Below are 14,217 nucleotides of genomic sequence, written 5' to 3' on the forward strand. Positions count from 1 at the left end.
TTGACTACATCAGCAGCCGGACCGTCTTCTTTAGCGCCGGAGAGGTATCTATGCGCTTCTTCCATCACCACCAGAAGGGGGCGGTGTATTCCGCCTTCGGTTTTCTCGCGGCTCCAATAGAGCGCTTCGTAGACGATTCTGAGAATCGAACCGATGAGGGTCGTTAATACCGAGCTTGGAACACCCGATAGATCAAGAATCGTGACAGGCTTCTCGTGCCCCAACCAGTCGTCCAACAGCGTGTCGAGATCGCACCGAACGGTTCCATTTAACGATGGTTCCCAAGGTCCGGGGTGCAGAATGAAGTCGAAACGATGGTCCAGCAGACGCGATCGCATCAGATTCAACTGCCGCCGTATGCCTTTGGCTTGTTGGTTGAGGAATGGTCCGGCAGCCCCCATTGCAGCCGGTGTGTACTTCGGAGGGATGAGAGTCCCAGCATCTCCGGCCCGCTCCAATGCCGGCTGGTCCCGTTGCGGCCCATTGAGCGTTCGGGTCTCAAAGTCGATGGGGTCGTACCAGCATTGCTTGAGGCTGAACGGAACTGGACTGTCCACTGTGAGGGATTGGGGATCCAAGCCGGGGAAGTTGGCCGGGTCGAGCCACGCGCTGAAGCTCATGGAGCTCGGTGGCCAGCTGATCCGCGGCAGCTCCCGGGTTGCCGGGCATGCGGAGCCGCTGATCAGCGCGTTCGCGCAAGGGGTGGTCCTGGGGTTCTTCCGGCTGGCGAAGATCGACATCTCCACGGCGCTGGAGGGCGTGGGTTTCTGGCGGCGCTGTGAACTGGTCAGCATCCACCAGGTAGGCGTTGACCGGGGACAGCGGATTCGTGCGCAGGATGGTCGTCGAAAGCCGGGCCGGTAGCTACTACTTGTCCCCAGCGCTCACGCCGCCTCGCCCTTGGCGGTGCCATGCCTGTACTCGCTGCGATGCCTCATGAACCGGTGATAGGACATCCGCAGGTGCAGTTGCATCACCTGCCTTGCCAGCTCGCCATCCGCAGCCTGCACGGCCAGTGTCAGGTCGCGATGGTGATGAAGACTCTGCTCCAGTTCCTGCGGGGTGTAGATGTAGAACGAGCGCTTGATGATGGGCATGTCGATCATCGTTTCGAGCATCGCGCGCAGCCTGGGGGAGCCCGAAGCATCGAGCAAGGCGTGGTGAAAGTCGCGATTGGCTGACTGCACCTTGGCTATTCCTTCCTCGCCTTCCGCAATACCCTCGGCCATCGCCTGGTTGCTCGCCTGCAGTTGCTGGACGAGTGCGTCTCCGCCGCGCGTGGCCGCCAGGAATGATGCGTATGGCTCCAGCAGCATTCGAAGCTGGAAGGTCTCTTCCACATCCCACTCGCTCCATTCCGCCACGCGGATGCCCTGGCCTGCGGCGTCCGTTGCCAACCCGTCTTCCACGAGTCGGCGCAGCGCGGTGCGAACGGGGGTTCGGCTCAGTCCCAGGTCGCGGGCCAGCGGCTCCTCCTTGAGCTGCACTCCCGGGGCGTAGTGCCCCCCCACCAGTCGTTGTCTCAGGATCTCGTAGGCCTTGTCTCTGCCGTGCTGCATGGGGGCATGAACTCGCTGCATATGGAGCCGGGATTGTAGGTCGCCGCTACTTTGCCTTGGCGCTCCGCGAACAAATCGAGTACATGCGTCGTTCTTGATTTGTACTTTGGTGGTTGAGTGGGCCGACGTCTGTAGAGGAAAACTAGGTGATTTCCCTGCATCCCATTGAATTATTTGTACTCGCTTTGTATTCTCTGGGCCTCGAAAAGGGTCTGCGTATGAACATTGCAATCATCGGGTTGGGCGAAGTCGGCCGCTGCTACGCGGCTCCCTTGTATGAAGCGGGCCATACCCTCGGCCTGTGCGAAGCGCACCCGTCAGCGGCCGCCACGGCGCTGGCGGCGTCGATGGAGTTGCCGATCCAAGAGCGGGCCGGTGGTTGGTTGTCCAAGGCGGACCTGGTGCTTTCCTGCGTGACGGGGACCACCTCCCTGCCGGTGCTTGCGCAGGTGCTGCCGCATCTCTCCAAGAACGCGTTGCTGGCCGACTTCACGACGGCCAGCCCCGAGGTCAAGCGCGAAGGGGCGGCCCGTGCGGCAGAGGCCGGTATCCGCTACGTCGACACCGCCATCATGGGCGCGATCTCGCTCAACCTGGTGCGCACGCCCTTGCTGGCTTGCGGCAGCGGGGCCGGGCAGCTGAAAGAAGTCCTCGAGAGCGCCGGTGCGCGTGTTCAGGTCATCGCGGGCGGCAAGGCCGGGGATGCCATCTCGTTGAAGATCCTGCGCAGCGTGTTCACAAAGGGCATGGAAGCGCTTTGCGTGGAGCTGCTGATGAGCGCCGAGAAGCAGGGCGTGCGCAGCGAACTCTACGAGCAGCTCAGCGACATCGACCAGACGCCGCTGCGCTCGTTCATCGACATGCTGGTGCGCACGCATGTCATTCACGCCAGGCGCCGGGCGCACGAAGTGCACGACGTCCAGGCCGAACTGGCGGCGCAGGGCCTTCCTTCGGTGGTCATGCGCGGTGTCGAACAGCGCTTCAACGACACGGTGGACGCGCTGTCCAGGCGGCCGCTCGGCGTTGCGGAACCGACCGTCGACCAAGCCTTGAACTGGCTTCTGGCCAGCGCAGGTGGGCACTAGCCGCTTCCTTCTTTCCGCTTCTTCTCTTCTCTCTTCGTTTCGTTGGCGGCCTGGCGGTCGCCTGGCCTTTCTTCGTCTTTTTTCTACTGGATTCACCCATGACCACTCCTGAGCAGATCAAGCAATTGCGCGACCTCGGCGCAGCCACCGTCTATGAGGCGCAAGGCGCCAAGGGCGCCCTGGACAGCGGCATGAAGCCGATCGACCCGACGGTGCGCCTGGCCGGCCCCGCATTCACCGTCGACGCACGCCCTGCGGACAACCTGATCCTTCACTACGCAGTGCAAAAGGCCAAGCCTGGAGACGTGCTGGTCGTGGACGCGAAGGGCTTCATGGAAGCTGGCCCCTGGGGCGACGTGCTGACGATCCAGGCGATGAAGCTTGGCATTGCAGGACTTGTCATCAATGGCTGCGTGCGCGACGCGAACCTCATCATCGACCTCGGCTTTCCGGTGTTCTGCCGCGGCCTTTCGATCAAGGGCACGGGCAAGAACCAGCCTGGAAAGGTCGGCGTGCCGATCGCGATCGGCGACGTGCTGATCCAGCCCGGCGACATCGTTGTCGGCGACCGCGACGGCCTGGTGGTCGTCGCCCAGGGCGAAGTCGAAACCGCCATCTCCAGCAGCCTGGCCCGCGAGGAAAAGGAAGCGAAGCAGCGCAAGGCCATTGACGAAGGCGCCACCACGGCGGAGCTGCTGAATCTGACGGACACCCTGAAGCGCTTCGGCCTGGTCTGACATCCACAAAAATCACGGAGACATCAGCATGCGCAAGCTCATCAATTCCCTGGCGTTGCTCGGCGCCGCCATCCTTGCACCGGCCGCGGCGCATTCCGCCGATGCCTATCCGTCCAAGCCGATCCGGATGGTGGTCGGATTCGCCGCCGGCGGCTCCGCGGACATCAATGCCCGCATCGTGGGGCAGCAGCTGGGCAAGGAGCTCGGCGGCACGATCGTCGTGGACAACAAGGGCGGTGCCGGCGGCAACCTGGGGGCGGTCGAGGCCAAGCGCTCCGCACCGGACGGCTACACGATGTTCTATGCAACCTCTGCCGTCGTGCTTGCGCCCTCGCTGTATGCGAAGCCGGGCTTCGATCCTTACGCGGACTACACGCCGGTCTCGTTGACGGCAACCATTCCGCTCTTGCTGGTCGTGAACCCGGCAGTGCCAGCCAAGACGGTGAATGAGCTCGTTGCGTTGGCCAAGAGCAAGCCCAATGAGTTGAACTATGGCTCCTCGGGTGCCGGTGCATTGCTGCATCTGGGAGGTGCATTGTTCGCCAAGGAGGCCGGCATCCAGGCCACGCACGTGGCCTACAAGGGCAGCGCCCCCGCGGTTGCCGACCTCCTTGCCGGAAGCACGCAGTTCATGTTCCTGCCGATCAACGAGGCCATGCCTCATGTGAAAGGCGGCGCGTTGCGCGCGCTCGCGATCACGAGCGACAAACGCTCGCCGCTCATGCCGGACGTCCCGACGATCCGGGAGGCCACCGGAAAATCGACCATGGACATGGGGGCCTGGCAGGGGCTGATGCTGCCAAAGGGCGTGCCGGACGATGTCGTGAGCAAGATTTCTGCAGCGCTCAAGAAGGCGCTTGCCGACAAGGCCCTGCAGGATCGCCTCGTTGCGCAGGGTTCCATCGTGCTGGGCGGCACGGCAAAGGACTATTCGGACTACATGAAGCTCGAAGGCGACCGCTGGGCGAAGGTCATCAAGGACACCGGCGCGAAGCTCGATTGAGCACGGCACACGGGAGACATCATCATGCTGAAAAAACGCACCTTCGTTGCCGGCGCCGTCGCGGCCTTCCTGATGGCGGGTGCTGCCGCACAGGACTTCAAGAACCCCATCAGGATCGTCATTCCCTTTGCGCCCGGCGGAGCCACCGACGCGCTGGGTCGGCTGCTGGGGCCCAAGCTCGGCAAGGAGCTGTTGCAGACGGTCATCATCGACAACAAGCCGGGCGCCAGCGGCCAGATCGGCACCGCAGCGGTCAAGGCCGCGCCGCCCGACAGCGCCACCTTCTTGCTGGCCCTGGATCATTCGGTGGTGGTGGTTCCGCTGATCACGCCGACGGCGGGCTACGACGCCATGAAGGATTTCGTCCCGGTCGGCCAAGTGGCGCGTTTTCAGTGGACCTTCGCGGTGCCCATGAGCAGTCCGGCAAAGACCTTGCCGGAGTTCGTCGAATTCGTGCGCAGGGAACCTCAGAACGGCAACTATGGCGTTCCGCTGATCGGCGGCGTGCCGGACATCATCGGTGCTGCCATCACTCGCAAGGCCAATGTGAAGATGGAAGCGATCGCCTTCGGAGGATCGGCGCAGATGATGCCGCAGCTCATAGGCGGCCAGCTGGCTTCCAGCGTGACGGGAGAGCCCGAGGGGGTGACCATGTCGCGCGGCGGCAAGGTCCGCATCCTCGCGATCTCGGGCGGCAAGCGCTCGGCGCTGCTTCCCTCGGTGCCGACATTCGAGGAACTGGGCTTCACCGGCGTGAACGTCAACAGCTTCAATGCGTTCTTCGCACCCAAGGGGTTGCCTCGGCCGCTGGCGGAAAAGTTCAACGCCGCATTGCGAACGGTGCTGAACGATCCTGAGGTCCAGGGCAGGATCAAGGACATGTCGTTGGAACTCGCGCCCACGGACCTCGACCAGTCGGCCAGCGAGCTCGCGAAGTCCTACGCGTTCTGGCGCGAAGCAGCCACGCAAAGAAAATGATGCTGCGCGGCAGCCTGCCATTGCACTCCTCCGGGGTGGAATGCGAAGCCCCGCATTCCACCGGACGGAAGGGGCCGGCATTCAGCGTGCCGGCAGGAGCGTGCGATTGCCACGTGCACTTCTTCGACGCGAAGGCGCCGTTCGCTCCCGGCCCCGTACTCACGCATGGAGACGCCACCGTCGAGCACTACCGGCAGCTGCAGCGCCGGCTTCGCATCGAACGCTGCGTGCTGGTCCAGCCTTCCGGCTATGGGCGGGACAACCAGGTTCTCCTGAGGGGATTGCAGTCGCTTGGCAACAGCGCGTGCGGGGTGGCGGTGATCGATCCGTCGGCGACCCAGTCCGAACTGGAGGTGCTGCGCGCTGCCGGCGTCGTGGGCGTGCGTTTCAACCTCGTCCAGGCAGGCGCGTCCAGCGAGCAAATGCTGGAAGACGTTGCGCGCTTGATTCGCCCCTTCGGCTGGCACATCCAGCTGCACGCGCACCCTGTCGATCTGCTGAACCTCGCCGATCGCCTGACCGCGCTGCCGGTGCCCGTGGTCATCGACCATTTCGCGCGCATCAATGCCGAGCCCGCGATGTCGGACCGCGTGAAGGCCGTCCTTCTGCGCATGATGGGCAGCGGCAATGTGTGGATGAAGATGTCGGCGCCCTACATCGCCTCGCCCGACTCCAAAGCCTATGAAGACCTCGACGGCTTCGTCCGCCACCTTGCGGCTGAGCGCCTCGACCGGCTGGTTTGGGGAACCGACTGGCCGCACGTCACGGAGTCGAGCAAGCCGGATGACGCCGTGCTGATCAATCTGCTCGCACGATGGCTGTCCGAAGACGAGATTCGTTTGGTTCTTGTGGAGAATGCTGCTCGGCTTTATCGCTTCGCGCCGGCTTCGTTCAATGACCGCTGAGCAGCCGACACCGCGGCGCGCAGCGCCAGCAAATAGCTGTCGATGCCAAACCCGCAGATCTGGCCCCTGACAATTTCTGCAAACACCGAGTGGTGGCGGAAGGCTTCGCGTGCGTGGATGTTCGACATGTGCAGTTCGACCACCGGCATCGTCAGGATCGCCAAGGCATCGCGGATGCCGTAGCTGTAGTGCGTCCACGCGCCCGCGTTGATCAGCACGGCATCCACGCCGTCGGTGAAGCCTTGGTGGATGCGCTCGCACATCGCGGCCTCGCTGTTGGTCTGGAAACTCTCGACCTCGGCGCCGAGTTCGCGGCCGAGCGCCTGGAGTTGCGCATCGATTTCGGCCAGCGTGACGGTGCCGTACTGCACCGGATCGCGCTTGCCGAACATGTTGTGGTTGATGCCGTGCAGCATGAGGATCTTCATGGTGTCTCCTCTTCTTCAGACCAGCGGGATGGTCATGCGCTCGATGAGGGCGCGCGTGTCGGGACGCACGCCACGCCACCACGCGAAGGCCTCGGCCGCCTGCTCGACCAGCATGCCGACGCCGTCGGCCAGTTGCGGCACGCCTGCGTTCCGGGCCAGGCGCAGGAACGGCGTGAGGCCTTTGCCGTAGACGAGTTCGTAGGCCAGCTTCGCGCCTTTCAGCACTTCGGCGGGCACCGGCGGCAGCTCTGCCTTCAAGCTCGCGGAGGTCGCATTGACGACGATGTCGAAGCGCTGCCGGGCAAGGTCCTCGTAGCCCGACACCATCACGCGGCCATGCGATGCGAAGCTGTCGGCCAGCGTCCTGGCGGTCGCCAGCGTGCGGTTGGCCACGACCAGTTCCGCCGGCTGCTGTGCCAGGAACGGCAGCAGCGCACCGCGCGCGGCGCCCCCGGCGCCAAGCAACAGCACGCGCGCGCCCTTCATCGCAACGCCGAGGTTGCGCGTGATGTCGTTGACCAGGCCGACCCCGTCGAAGTTGTCCGCGTAGATGCGGTCGCCCTCGAACTTCAGCGCGTTGGTGGCACCGGCCAGCTCGGCCCGCTCGAGCTTGTCGGTCGCGAGCTCGAAGGCCTGCAGCTTGAACGGCGCGGTGATGTTCATGCCGCGGCCGCCGGCGTCGCGAAACGCAAGCACGGCACCGGAAAATCCGTCGAGCGGGCCTTCGATGGCGCTGTAGTCGATGTCCTGGTTGGTCGCCTGCGCGAAGCTGCCGTGGATCATGGGCGACTTGGTGTGCCCGATGGGGTTGCCGATGACGGCGTAGCGGTCGGTCATGAGCTTCGTCTCCTTCACTTGCTGTAGAGCACGCCATCGGCCTGCATGGCGGCGATCTGCGCGTCGCTGAAGCCCAGGCTGGCGGCGACCTCGGCGTTGTGCTCGCCGAGGTCGGGCGCCACCTGCGTCTGCGTGGTGTCGCAGTCCGAGAAGCGGAAGGGCAGGTTGGGCAGGCGGATCTTTCCCAGCGCCGGATGGTCCTGTTCGACCACCATGCCGCGCGCCTGGATCTGCGGGTCGGCCAGCACCTCGTCGATGCGCTGGACCTTGGCGCAGGGCACATCGATGGCGTCGAGCATCTTCAGCACCTCGGCCACGGGGCGAGCCTTCACCCAGGCCCGGACGACCGGCAGGATCTCCAGCCGGTTCGCGTTGCGCCCGGCCGAGGTGTGGTAGCGCGTGGCGTCGCCGAAGCCGGCCGGCCCGGCGGTCTGCGCCACCAGCGCGGCAAAGCGCTTCCAGGCGTCGTCGACCTGCGCCGCAATCACCAGGTCGCCGTCCTGCGCACGGAACACGCCATAGAGCGTGGAGTTGGGCATGTCGTGGCCGGTCTGCACCGGCACTTCCTTGCCGCCCGAAAGGGTGTAGCACTGCACCGCGTACTCGTGCATCGACACCAGCGTGTCGTACAGCGCCATGTCGATGTGCTGGCCGCGGCCCGACTTCACGCGGCCGAGCAGCGCGGCATTGATCGCGGCCACCGCGTGGATGCCGGTGTACATGTCGCCGAGCGAGATGCGCAGCAGCGGCGGCGCCTCGCCGGGATTGCCGACCATCTGCATGATGCCGCTCTTGGCCTCGGCGATCAGGCCGAAGCCGGCGCGGTGCGCATCGGGACCGGTGTGGCCGTAGGCCGAGATCGAGCAATACACAAGGCCGGGATTGCGCGTGGCCAGTTCCTCGTAGCCCAGGCCCAGCTTCTTCAGCGCGCCGGGGCGGTAGTTTTCGACGAACACGTCGGCGCTGTCCACCAGCTTCTGCATCAGCTCATTGCCGCGCGGGTCCTTGGTGTTGACGCACAGCCCCTTCTTGCCCATGTTCTGCTGCAGGAAGTAGCCGCTGTGGTCGCCAATGAACCAGGCGTGCTGGCGGCCGGCGTCGCCGGTGCCGGGCCGCTCGACCTTGATGACTTCGGCACCCAGTGCCCCCAGGCAGCGGCCGACGTACGGGCCGGCCAGGAAGTGGCTGTAGTCGACGACGCGGATGCCGGCCAGCGGCAGGGCTTGCTGCGCGCTCATGAAGGCCTCCGCGGCACCATCACGCGGTGCTCGCCCTTTTGCACCACTTCGTCGCGCTGGTTGATCAGCTCGGACGGCAGCACCAGGATGCCCCAGCCCGGACGGCTCTTCGATTCGCGCTTGGCGCCGACGTGGAACTTCACGCGCACCGTATCGCCCAGCTTGATCGGCCCGACGAAGCTCCATTCCCAGCCGAGCGACATGCCGGGCATGAAGCGCATGTCGCTCTTCGTCTTGAGGCCGTCGGCGACCGACAGGCCGAACAGGCCGTGCGCAACGCGCGTGCCGAATGGCGTGGTGCGCGCATAGGCCTCGTCGGTGTGCACGGGCGTGTGGTCGCCGGTGAGGTCCGCGTAGGCCATCACGCGGGCTTCGGTCACTTCGTAGGGCGGGCTGATGCACTCCTCGCCGACGACGGCGTCGTCCCAATACTTGTCTTCGATGGTGGTCATGGTGTGTCTCTGTGGAATGGGTTGTTCAGGCGCGCGGATTGACGGCCAGGGCCTGTGCGACCGCGCCGGGGCTGGCCTGGATGAATTCGACGGCGAGGCCGTCGGGCAGGCGCAGCCAGTTGCGGCCCTGCGGCATTTCGGTGACGCCGAAGGCGCGCGCGGCGGCGAGCGCGGCTTCGAGGTCTTCGCACATCACGCCGAGGTGGCCGAGGCGGCCCTCGGGGCCTGCAAAGTCAGGCTTGGCCATGAACTGCATGCCGCCCAGCGTCCAGTACTGGATGGGGTCCTCCACCGTGCCCTGCACTTCGCGCATGGTCATGCCGCACACGTCGTGGAAGAACTTGATGTGCCAGTGGATGTCCTTCACCCAGATCGCGACATGCTCGACATAGGCTTTGGGTGCGGCGCTCATTTATTTCGCCTCCATGCGGCGCTCGATGCCCTTGATCGCGGCGACCAGCGTCTGGTTGACCGGCGTCGGCACGTTGTGCTTCTGGCCATTGCGCACCACCGAACCGTTGATGAAGTCGATCTCGGTGATCGACCCCTTCTCCAGGCTCTGCAGCATCGAGGTCTTGAACTCGTACGGCAGGCCTTCGGCGGCCATCAGCCAGGCGTCGCGCGGTTCCTTGATCGACAGGCTCACGCCGCCGGCCTTGGCCACCGCCATGGCCTCGGCGACGGCCGCGATGGCCGTGGCTTCGATCTCCGGCACCGCATAAAGGCTGCCGTAGACCTGCCCCGTGATGGCGCTCAACGCGCCCGTGGACACGTTGATGAGGAGCTTGTCCCACATCACGCCCATGATGTTGCCGCTGACCTCGCAGGGCAGATCGGCGCGCTCGAACTCGGCGGCGATCGCCTTGGCGCGTTCGCTGATGGCGCCGTCGAGCTCGCCGATCACCGTGCGCTTGCCTCGCGTGCCGGCAATGATGCGGCCGGGGCCGAGCAGCACGCCGCCGACATAGGTCTTGCCGGCCAGCACATGCTCGCGGCCCACCACCTCGGACAGGATCTCTTCATGTCCCATGCCGTTCTGCAGCGACATGACGGCCGTGCCGGGTCCGACGATGCCCTTGGCGCCTTCGATGGCCGAACGCGTGTGGAAGGACTTGACCAGCACGATCACCAGATCGGCGGGTTCGAGGCCGCTGCTGTCCAGCGCCGCGCGAACCTTGACGACGCGCTCCGTGTCGCCGTCCTTCATGCGAAGGCCATCGCGCCTGATGGCGTCGACGTGCGCCTCGAAAGGGTCGATCAGCGTGACGTCGGACCCTGCGGCGGCGAGCGTTCCGCCAATGGCACACCCCAGTGCACCGGCGCCGAGAAAGTAGATCTTCATGCGTGTCTCCGTTGGAATGTCTGAACGATAGGTTTCGACCAACATTCCGTCCATGACATGACTGAAATGATCTACATTCCGTTTTGAAATGAACCTCGACGACGACACCGATGACGGCACGGCGCTGCTCAGCGTCAAGCTGCTGCGGCTCTTCGACTTGCTCTACAGCACGAACAGCGTGACGCGCGCCGCCGAGCAACTCGGCCAGAGCCAGCCGACGGTGAGCAACTGGCTCGGGCGCCTGCGCAGGCAGTTGGGGGACGAGCTGTTCGTGCGCACGGCCGCCGGCATGCAGGCCACGCCGCGTGCGGAGGAACTGATCGTGCCGGCGCGCGAAGCGCTGGCTTCGCTGCGGCGCCTGGCTGCGCCTGCGCAGGCCTTCGACCCCTCCAGTGCCACGCGGCGTTTTCGCATCTGCATGACGGACGCCAGCCACATCACGCTGCTGCCCCAGCTGCTGGCGCACGTGCGTGCCGTGGCGCCGGGGGTGAGGCTGGAAGCGGCGCGCATCGACGAGCAGAGCGCGCAGGCGCTGCAATCCGGGCAGGCGGACCTGGCCATCGGATTGGTGCCCTGGCTGGAGTCAGGCTTCTATCAGCAGGTGCTTTACCCGCAGGATTGGGTGTGCCTGGTCAACGCGCGCCATCCGCGCATCGGCGGCAAGGGCTTCAGCCTGCGCGACTACAAGGCGGAGGCGCACGTCGGCATCGTCGGCGGCACGGGTGTTCAGCTGCTGGAGGCGGCCTTGCTGCGGCAACGCGTGGCACGCCGCATCCTGCTGGAACTTCCGGGCTTCCTGGGCCTGGCCGCCATCGTGTCGACGACGGACCTGATTGCCACCGTGCCGCGCCACATCGGCGAGACGCTGGCGCGCACCGGCGAGCTCAAGGTGTTCGATTGCCCGGTGCCGGTTCCGCCCTTCACCGTCAAGCAGCACTGGCATGCGCGCTACCACCAGGACCCAGCCAACCGCTGGCTTCGGGGACTGTGCGAAGACTTGTTTGCGAAGAGGGCTGCCAGGTCGACGCCGAAGCGCAATCGCGTGCCCTGACTCCCTGCCGCGCAGCCATCACCCGGCGGGCAACTCGACCGGAAAGCGCAGCGCCACGGTGGTGCCATCGGGCGTCGGCCGGATGTCCAGCGTGCCGTTCAGCCGGCGTGCGCGCGCCTCCATGTTGCGAAGGCCCATGCCGGCGTGCGCGTCGCGGCCGGCGGTGAATCCGCTGCCGTCGTCGGCCACCGAGAGCGAGAGCTGTCCGTCGGCCGCCTCGATGCCGATGCGCACCTTCGAGGCGCGGCTGTGCTTGAGCACGTTGGCCAGCGCTTCCTGCAGCAGCCGCAGAAAGTCGAGCCCGCGCCGGTCGTCGAGGCGGCACTGGTCGAGGCCCTGCAATGCCCAGGTGCATTCGATGCCGGCCGCCTCCAGCACGCGCGTGGTGCGGTGGCGCAATGGCGCGATCCGTTCGGACAGCCGGTCGGTGTCGTCGAGTGACGAGCTTTCGATGATCAGGCGCAGGTCGTCGCGCACCTCCTTGAGCGCCCACAGCGCGGTGTCGTGGCCGGCCGCGCTGCGGTTCTCGAGCGAGGCGATGTGGCCGCTGAGCGTCATGCCCAGGCCGTCGTGCAGGTCGCGCACCAGGTTCATGCGTTCGGCCAGGCGCGTGTTCTGCAGTTCGGTGGCGTGCTCGCGGTGCAGCATCGAGGACAGGCGCCGGGTGGCGTCCTCCACGTGGTGGCGCAGTTCGTCGTTGAAATGTTCGACCAGGCGCATGCCGACCACGAAGCGCCAGGTCAGCACGAAGGAGATGCCCACCAGCATCGCGCTGGAGGACCAGGGCGTGTAGTAGAGGTTGGTGGCCAGCACACCGTGGAACACGAGCACGTCGTGCGTGCCGGCGGCCAGCGGCAGCAGGGTGCACAACGCCAGCGCCTGCACCTCGCGCTTGCGCGGCGAGGCCAGCGCATGGCGGCAGATGATCCAGGCACTGAGCGTGTAGGTGGCCAGCGCCACCACCACCGCGGCGCCGCGCACCGGCGACAGCAGCGCGTGCGCGTGCGGCGCGAGCCACAGGGCGGCCGTGGTCAGGCCGACGGCGCCGCCGATGAGCTGCACCGCGCGGCGCCGCCGCAGGCCGCAGAAGCGCAGGGCGAACATCAGGAAGGCGGCGGTGCCCAGCACCAGGGCGGACATGTTGACGGCCTGGTAGGTGTCGGTGCTGCCGAAGGGCCAGGTGCTCCGCGCGACGTAGTTGTAGCCCACCGGCACCCACAGCAGCGAGAACAGGCTGAACCAGCCGTAGAAGGTCTCGTTGCGCCGCAGCAGCCAGAACAGGCCGTAGAGCACACCCATGGCAAGGGTGATGCCCAGGCTCAGCATGTGCAGCGACTCCCGGATCAGCCGCTCGTGCCGGTAGTGCGCATCGGCCGCGGCCGGGGTGTCCACCAGCACCGGACCGAGGCCGGGCGCATAGGCTGCAAGGCCCGAGACGCGCACCAGCAGCTCGTTGGGCCCGGGGCGCAGCAGCGGCGCGCTCAAGAGCCAGTGGCGCGGATGGTTCCAGCTGCGCGACAGCGGCTCCTCGAGCTGCGGGTCGCGCGCCAGCAGGGCGCCATTGAGGTAGATGGCGCCGGCCATCGAGAGATAGTCCATCGCGAGGCCCCGCGGCGCGGGCGCGCCGGCCGTGGCGGGCTCGCTCCACCGCAGGCGGTACCACACCACGCCGTCGTGCGCCGGCCAGCGCCCGGCCCAGGCGTCGGGCAGCGTCACCGCGGTCCAGCCCTCGGCCGGCGGCGTGTCGGGGCTCGCCGGGTCGGCACGCGCGACCTCGATGCGTTCGAAGCCGGGCGCATCGAGCGCGGCGGCCGGCGCCAGGCCCGCAAGCAGGAACAGGAACAGCAGGACCGCCAGCAGTTGCCGCAGTACGCGGCCGCGCCGGATCAGGGCAGCAGGCCACGCCCGCGGGCGCTGTGGACGGCCGCGGCCCGCGAGTGCACCGCGAGCTTGCGATAGATGTTCTTGGCGTGGCATTCGACGGTATTGACCGAGATGTACAGGCTTTGCGCGATCTCGCGGTTGCTCTGCCCCTGCGCCACCAGTTCGAGCACCTCGATCTCGCGTTCGCTGAGCAGGCCCGCGTCCGCTGGGGCGGCTGCCATCCTAACCACCTGCGCGGCCGGCGGCTCGGCCATCAGTTGCAGGATGCGCCGCGCGATCACGGGGTCGATGGGAGCGCCGCCGCGCTGCATGCTGCGCAGCGAGAGCTCCAGCTCCACGTCCTCGCCGTTCTTCAGCAGGTAGCCGGTCGCGCCGCCGCGGATGGCGCGCAGCACGGTCGCGTCGTCGCCGAGGCTGGAGACGATCACCGTCTCGGTCTGCGGCGCATGCGCCTGCATCCATTCCACGAGCTCGATGCCGCTGCCGTCGGGCAGGCCGACGTCGACCAGCGCGAGATCGAAGCGCCGCAGGGCCAGCTGCGCCCGTGCGTGCGCCAGCGAATCGGCCTGCTCGCACAGCGCGTGGCCGTGCACCTGCAAGACGATGCGCTGCAGGCGCCGGCGCACGGGTTCGTCGTCATCGACGATCAGGACGTTCAACAGCAAGCGCTCTTCCTTCATCGGGCCATGCCGGCGGCAGGGTGGGCCTGGATTCTCTC

General features: G+C 66.4%; 16 protein-coding genes. 7 read left to right on the forward strand and 9 right to left on the reverse strand.

From position 1 onward, the window contains the following. Positions 1-618 precede the first annotated feature (618 nt). Positions 619-864 (forward strand): hypothetical protein, encoded by a 246-nt coding sequence (locus FB547_RS33535; RefSeq protein ID WP_145739731.1) that lies wholly within the window; start codon positions 619-621, stop codon positions 862-864. 20 nt (positions 865-884) lie between these two features. Here FB547_RS33535 and FB547_RS03735 read toward each other — a convergent pair whose 3' ends face one another. Then, positions 885-1,559, reverse strand: a complete 675-nt coding sequence (locus FB547_RS03735; RefSeq protein WP_145739733.1) for a GntR family transcriptional regulator — start codon at positions 1,557-1,559, stop codon at positions 885-887. 146 nt (positions 1,560-1,705) lie between these two features. Between FB547_RS03735 and FB547_RS03740 the strand changes: the two genes are divergently transcribed. The 5 genes from FB547_RS03740 (at position 1,706) to FB547_RS03760 (ending at position 6,267) form a co-directional block, all read left to right on the forward strand. Then, positions 1,706-2,644, forward strand: a complete 939-nt coding sequence (locus FB547_RS03740; RefSeq protein WP_307698452.1) for an NAD(P)-dependent oxidoreductase — start codon at positions 1,706-1,708, stop codon at positions 2,642-2,644. Between the two features lie 98 nt (positions 2,645-2,742). Further along, positions 2,743-3,381, forward strand: a complete 639-nt coding sequence (locus tag FB547_RS03745) for a 4-carboxy-4-hydroxy-2-oxoadipate aldolase/oxaloacetate decarboxylase (RefSeq protein WP_145739735.1) — start codon at positions 2,743-2,745, stop codon at positions 3,379-3,381. Positions 3,382-3,409: 28 nt separating this feature from the next. Beyond that, entirely contained in the window at positions 3,410-4,384 is a 975-nt protein-coding gene (locus FB547_RS03750) for a Bug family tripartite tricarboxylate transporter substrate binding protein (RefSeq protein ID WP_145739737.1), read from the forward strand. A 24-nt stretch (positions 4,385-4,408) separates the two neighbouring features. Beyond that, complete coding sequence (locus FB547_RS03755) at positions 4,409-5,362, forward strand: tripartite tricarboxylate transporter substrate-binding protein (RefSeq protein ID WP_145739739.1); 954 nt, start codon at positions 4,409-4,411, stop codon at positions 5,360-5,362. After that, positions 5,359-6,267 carry an amidohydrolase family protein gene (locus FB547_RS03760; RefSeq protein ID WP_145739741.1) on the forward strand — a complete coding sequence of 303 codons (909 nt, stop codon included), beginning with the start codon at positions 5,359-5,361 and terminating at the stop codon, positions 6,265-6,267. The genes FB547_RS03755 and FB547_RS03760 overlap by 4 nt, the downstream gene beginning before the upstream one ends. Here the strand turns inward: FB547_RS03760 and aroQ are convergent. From aroQ to FB547_RS03790, 6 genes are read right to left on the reverse strand one after another with little or no spacing between them, the layout of a single operon-like run. After that, on the reverse strand, positions 6,231-6,695 hold the full coding sequence (gene aroQ / locus FB547_RS03765) for a type II 3-dehydroquinate dehydratase (RefSeq protein ID WP_145739743.1): 465 nt from the start codon (positions 6,693-6,695) through the stop codon (positions 6,231-6,233). The two genes, FB547_RS03760 and aroQ, sit on opposite strands and share 37 nt — an antisense overlap. A 15-nt stretch (positions 6,696-6,710) precedes the next feature. Then, positions 6,711-7,532: a shikimate dehydrogenase gene (gene aroE / locus FB547_RS03770; RefSeq protein ID WP_145739745.1), complete on the reverse strand. Its 822-nt coding sequence runs from the start codon at positions 7,530-7,532 to the stop codon at positions 6,711-6,713. 14 nt (positions 7,533-7,546) lie between these two features. Further along, a complete protein-coding gene (locus FB547_RS03775) occupies positions 7,547-8,770 on the reverse strand; it encodes a CaiB/BaiF CoA transferase family protein (protein ID WP_145739747.1) in 1,224 nt (407 codons plus the stop codon). Continuing rightward, positions 8,767-9,222: a MaoC family dehydratase gene (locus FB547_RS03780; RefSeq protein ID WP_145739749.1), complete on the reverse strand. Its 456-nt coding sequence runs from the start codon at positions 9,220-9,222 to the stop codon at positions 8,767-8,769. Before FB547_RS03780 ends, FB547_RS03775 begins: the two co-directional genes overlap by 4 nt. A 25-nt stretch (positions 9,223-9,247) precedes the next feature. After that, positions 9,248-9,634 carry a VOC family protein gene (locus FB547_RS03785; RefSeq protein ID WP_145739751.1) on the reverse strand — a complete coding sequence of 129 codons (387 nt, stop codon included), beginning with the start codon at positions 9,632-9,634 and terminating at the stop codon, positions 9,248-9,250. Next, entirely contained in the window at positions 9,635-10,564 is a 930-nt protein-coding gene (locus FB547_RS03790; protein ID WP_145739753.1) for a ketopantoate reductase family protein, read from the reverse strand. An 88-nt stretch (positions 10,565-10,652) separates the two neighbouring features. On the opposite strand from FB547_RS03790, the gene FB547_RS03795 reads away from it, so the two are divergent. Next, positions 10,653-11,615, forward strand: a complete 963-nt coding sequence (locus tag FB547_RS03795; RefSeq protein ID WP_145739755.1) for a LysR family transcriptional regulator — start codon at positions 10,653-10,655, stop codon at positions 11,613-11,615. 18 nt (positions 11,616-11,633) lie between these two features. On the opposite strand, the gene FB547_RS03800 is transcribed toward FB547_RS03795, so the two are convergent. Together FB547_RS03800 and FB547_RS03805 are read right to left on the reverse strand one after the other, a co-directional pair. Further along, positions 11,634-13,592, reverse strand: coding sequence for an ATP-binding protein (locus FB547_RS03800; protein WP_145739757.1), 1,959 nt, complete (start codon positions 13,590-13,592; stop codon positions 11,634-11,636). Continuing rightward, positions 13,502-14,164, reverse strand: a complete 663-nt coding sequence (locus FB547_RS03805) for a response regulator transcription factor (protein ID WP_261380206.1) — start codon at positions 14,162-14,164, stop codon at positions 13,502-13,504. Before FB547_RS03805 ends, FB547_RS03800 begins: the two co-directional genes overlap by 91 nt. Positions 14,165-14,217 lie beyond the last annotated feature (53 nt).

The sequence above is a fragment of the Variovorax beijingensis genome, from assembly GCF_007828835.1.
Classification (GTDB): domain Bacteria; phylum Pseudomonadota; class Gammaproteobacteria; order Burkholderiales; family Burkholderiaceae_C; genus Variovorax; species Variovorax beijingensis_A.

Bases quoted from the DNA above. Each gene is read 5' to 3' on its own strand.
- FB547_RS33535 (WP_145739731.1), top strand. From the start codon at position 619: ATGGAGCTCGGTGGCCAGCTGATCCGCGGCAGCTCCCGGGTTGCCGGG.
- FB547_RS03735 (WP_145739733.1), bottom strand. From the start codon at position 1,559: ATGCAGCACGGCAGAGACAAGGCCTACGAGATCCTGAGACAACGACTG.
- FB547_RS03745 (WP_145739735.1), top strand. From the start codon at position 2,743: ATGACCACTCCTGAGCAGATCAAGCAATTGCGCGACCTCGGCGCAGCC.
- FB547_RS03750 (WP_145739737.1), top strand. From the start codon at position 3,410: ATGCGCAAGCTCATCAATTCCCTGGCGTTGCTCGGCGCCGCCATCCTT.
- FB547_RS03755 (WP_145739739.1), top strand. From the start codon at position 4,409: ATGCTGAAAAAACGCACCTTCGTTGCCGGCGCCGTCGCGGCCTTCCTG.
- FB547_RS03760 (WP_145739741.1), top strand. From the start codon at position 5,359: ATGATGCTGCGCGGCAGCCTGCCATTGCACTCCTCCGGGGTGGAATGC.
- aroQ (WP_145739743.1), bottom strand. From the start codon at position 6,695: ATGAAGATCCTCATGCTGCACGGCATCAACCACAACATGTTCGGCAAG.
- aroE (WP_145739745.1), bottom strand. From the start codon at position 7,532: ATGACCGACCGCTACGCCGTCATCGGCAACCCCATCGGGCACACCAAG.
- FB547_RS03775 (WP_145739747.1), bottom strand. From the start codon at position 8,770: ATGAGCGCGCAGCAAGCCCTGCCGCTGGCCGGCATCCGCGTCGTCGAC.
- FB547_RS03780 (WP_145739749.1), bottom strand. From the start codon at position 9,222: ATGACCACCATCGAAGACAAGTATTGGGACGACGCCGTCGTCGGCGAG.
- FB547_RS03785 (WP_145739751.1), bottom strand. From the start codon at position 9,634: ATGAGCGCCGCACCCAAAGCCTATGTCGAGCATGTCGCGATCTGGGTG.
- FB547_RS03790 (WP_145739753.1), bottom strand. From the start codon at position 10,564: ATGAAGATCTACTTTCTCGGCGCCGGTGCACTGGGGTGTGCCATTGGC.
- FB547_RS03795 (WP_145739755.1), top strand. From the start codon at position 10,653: ATGAACCTCGACGACGACACCGATGACGGCACGGCGCTGCTCAGCGTC.
- FB547_RS03800 (WP_145739757.1), bottom strand. From the start codon at position 13,592: ATGCCACGCCAAGAACATCTATCGCAAGCTCGCGGTGCACTCGCGGGC.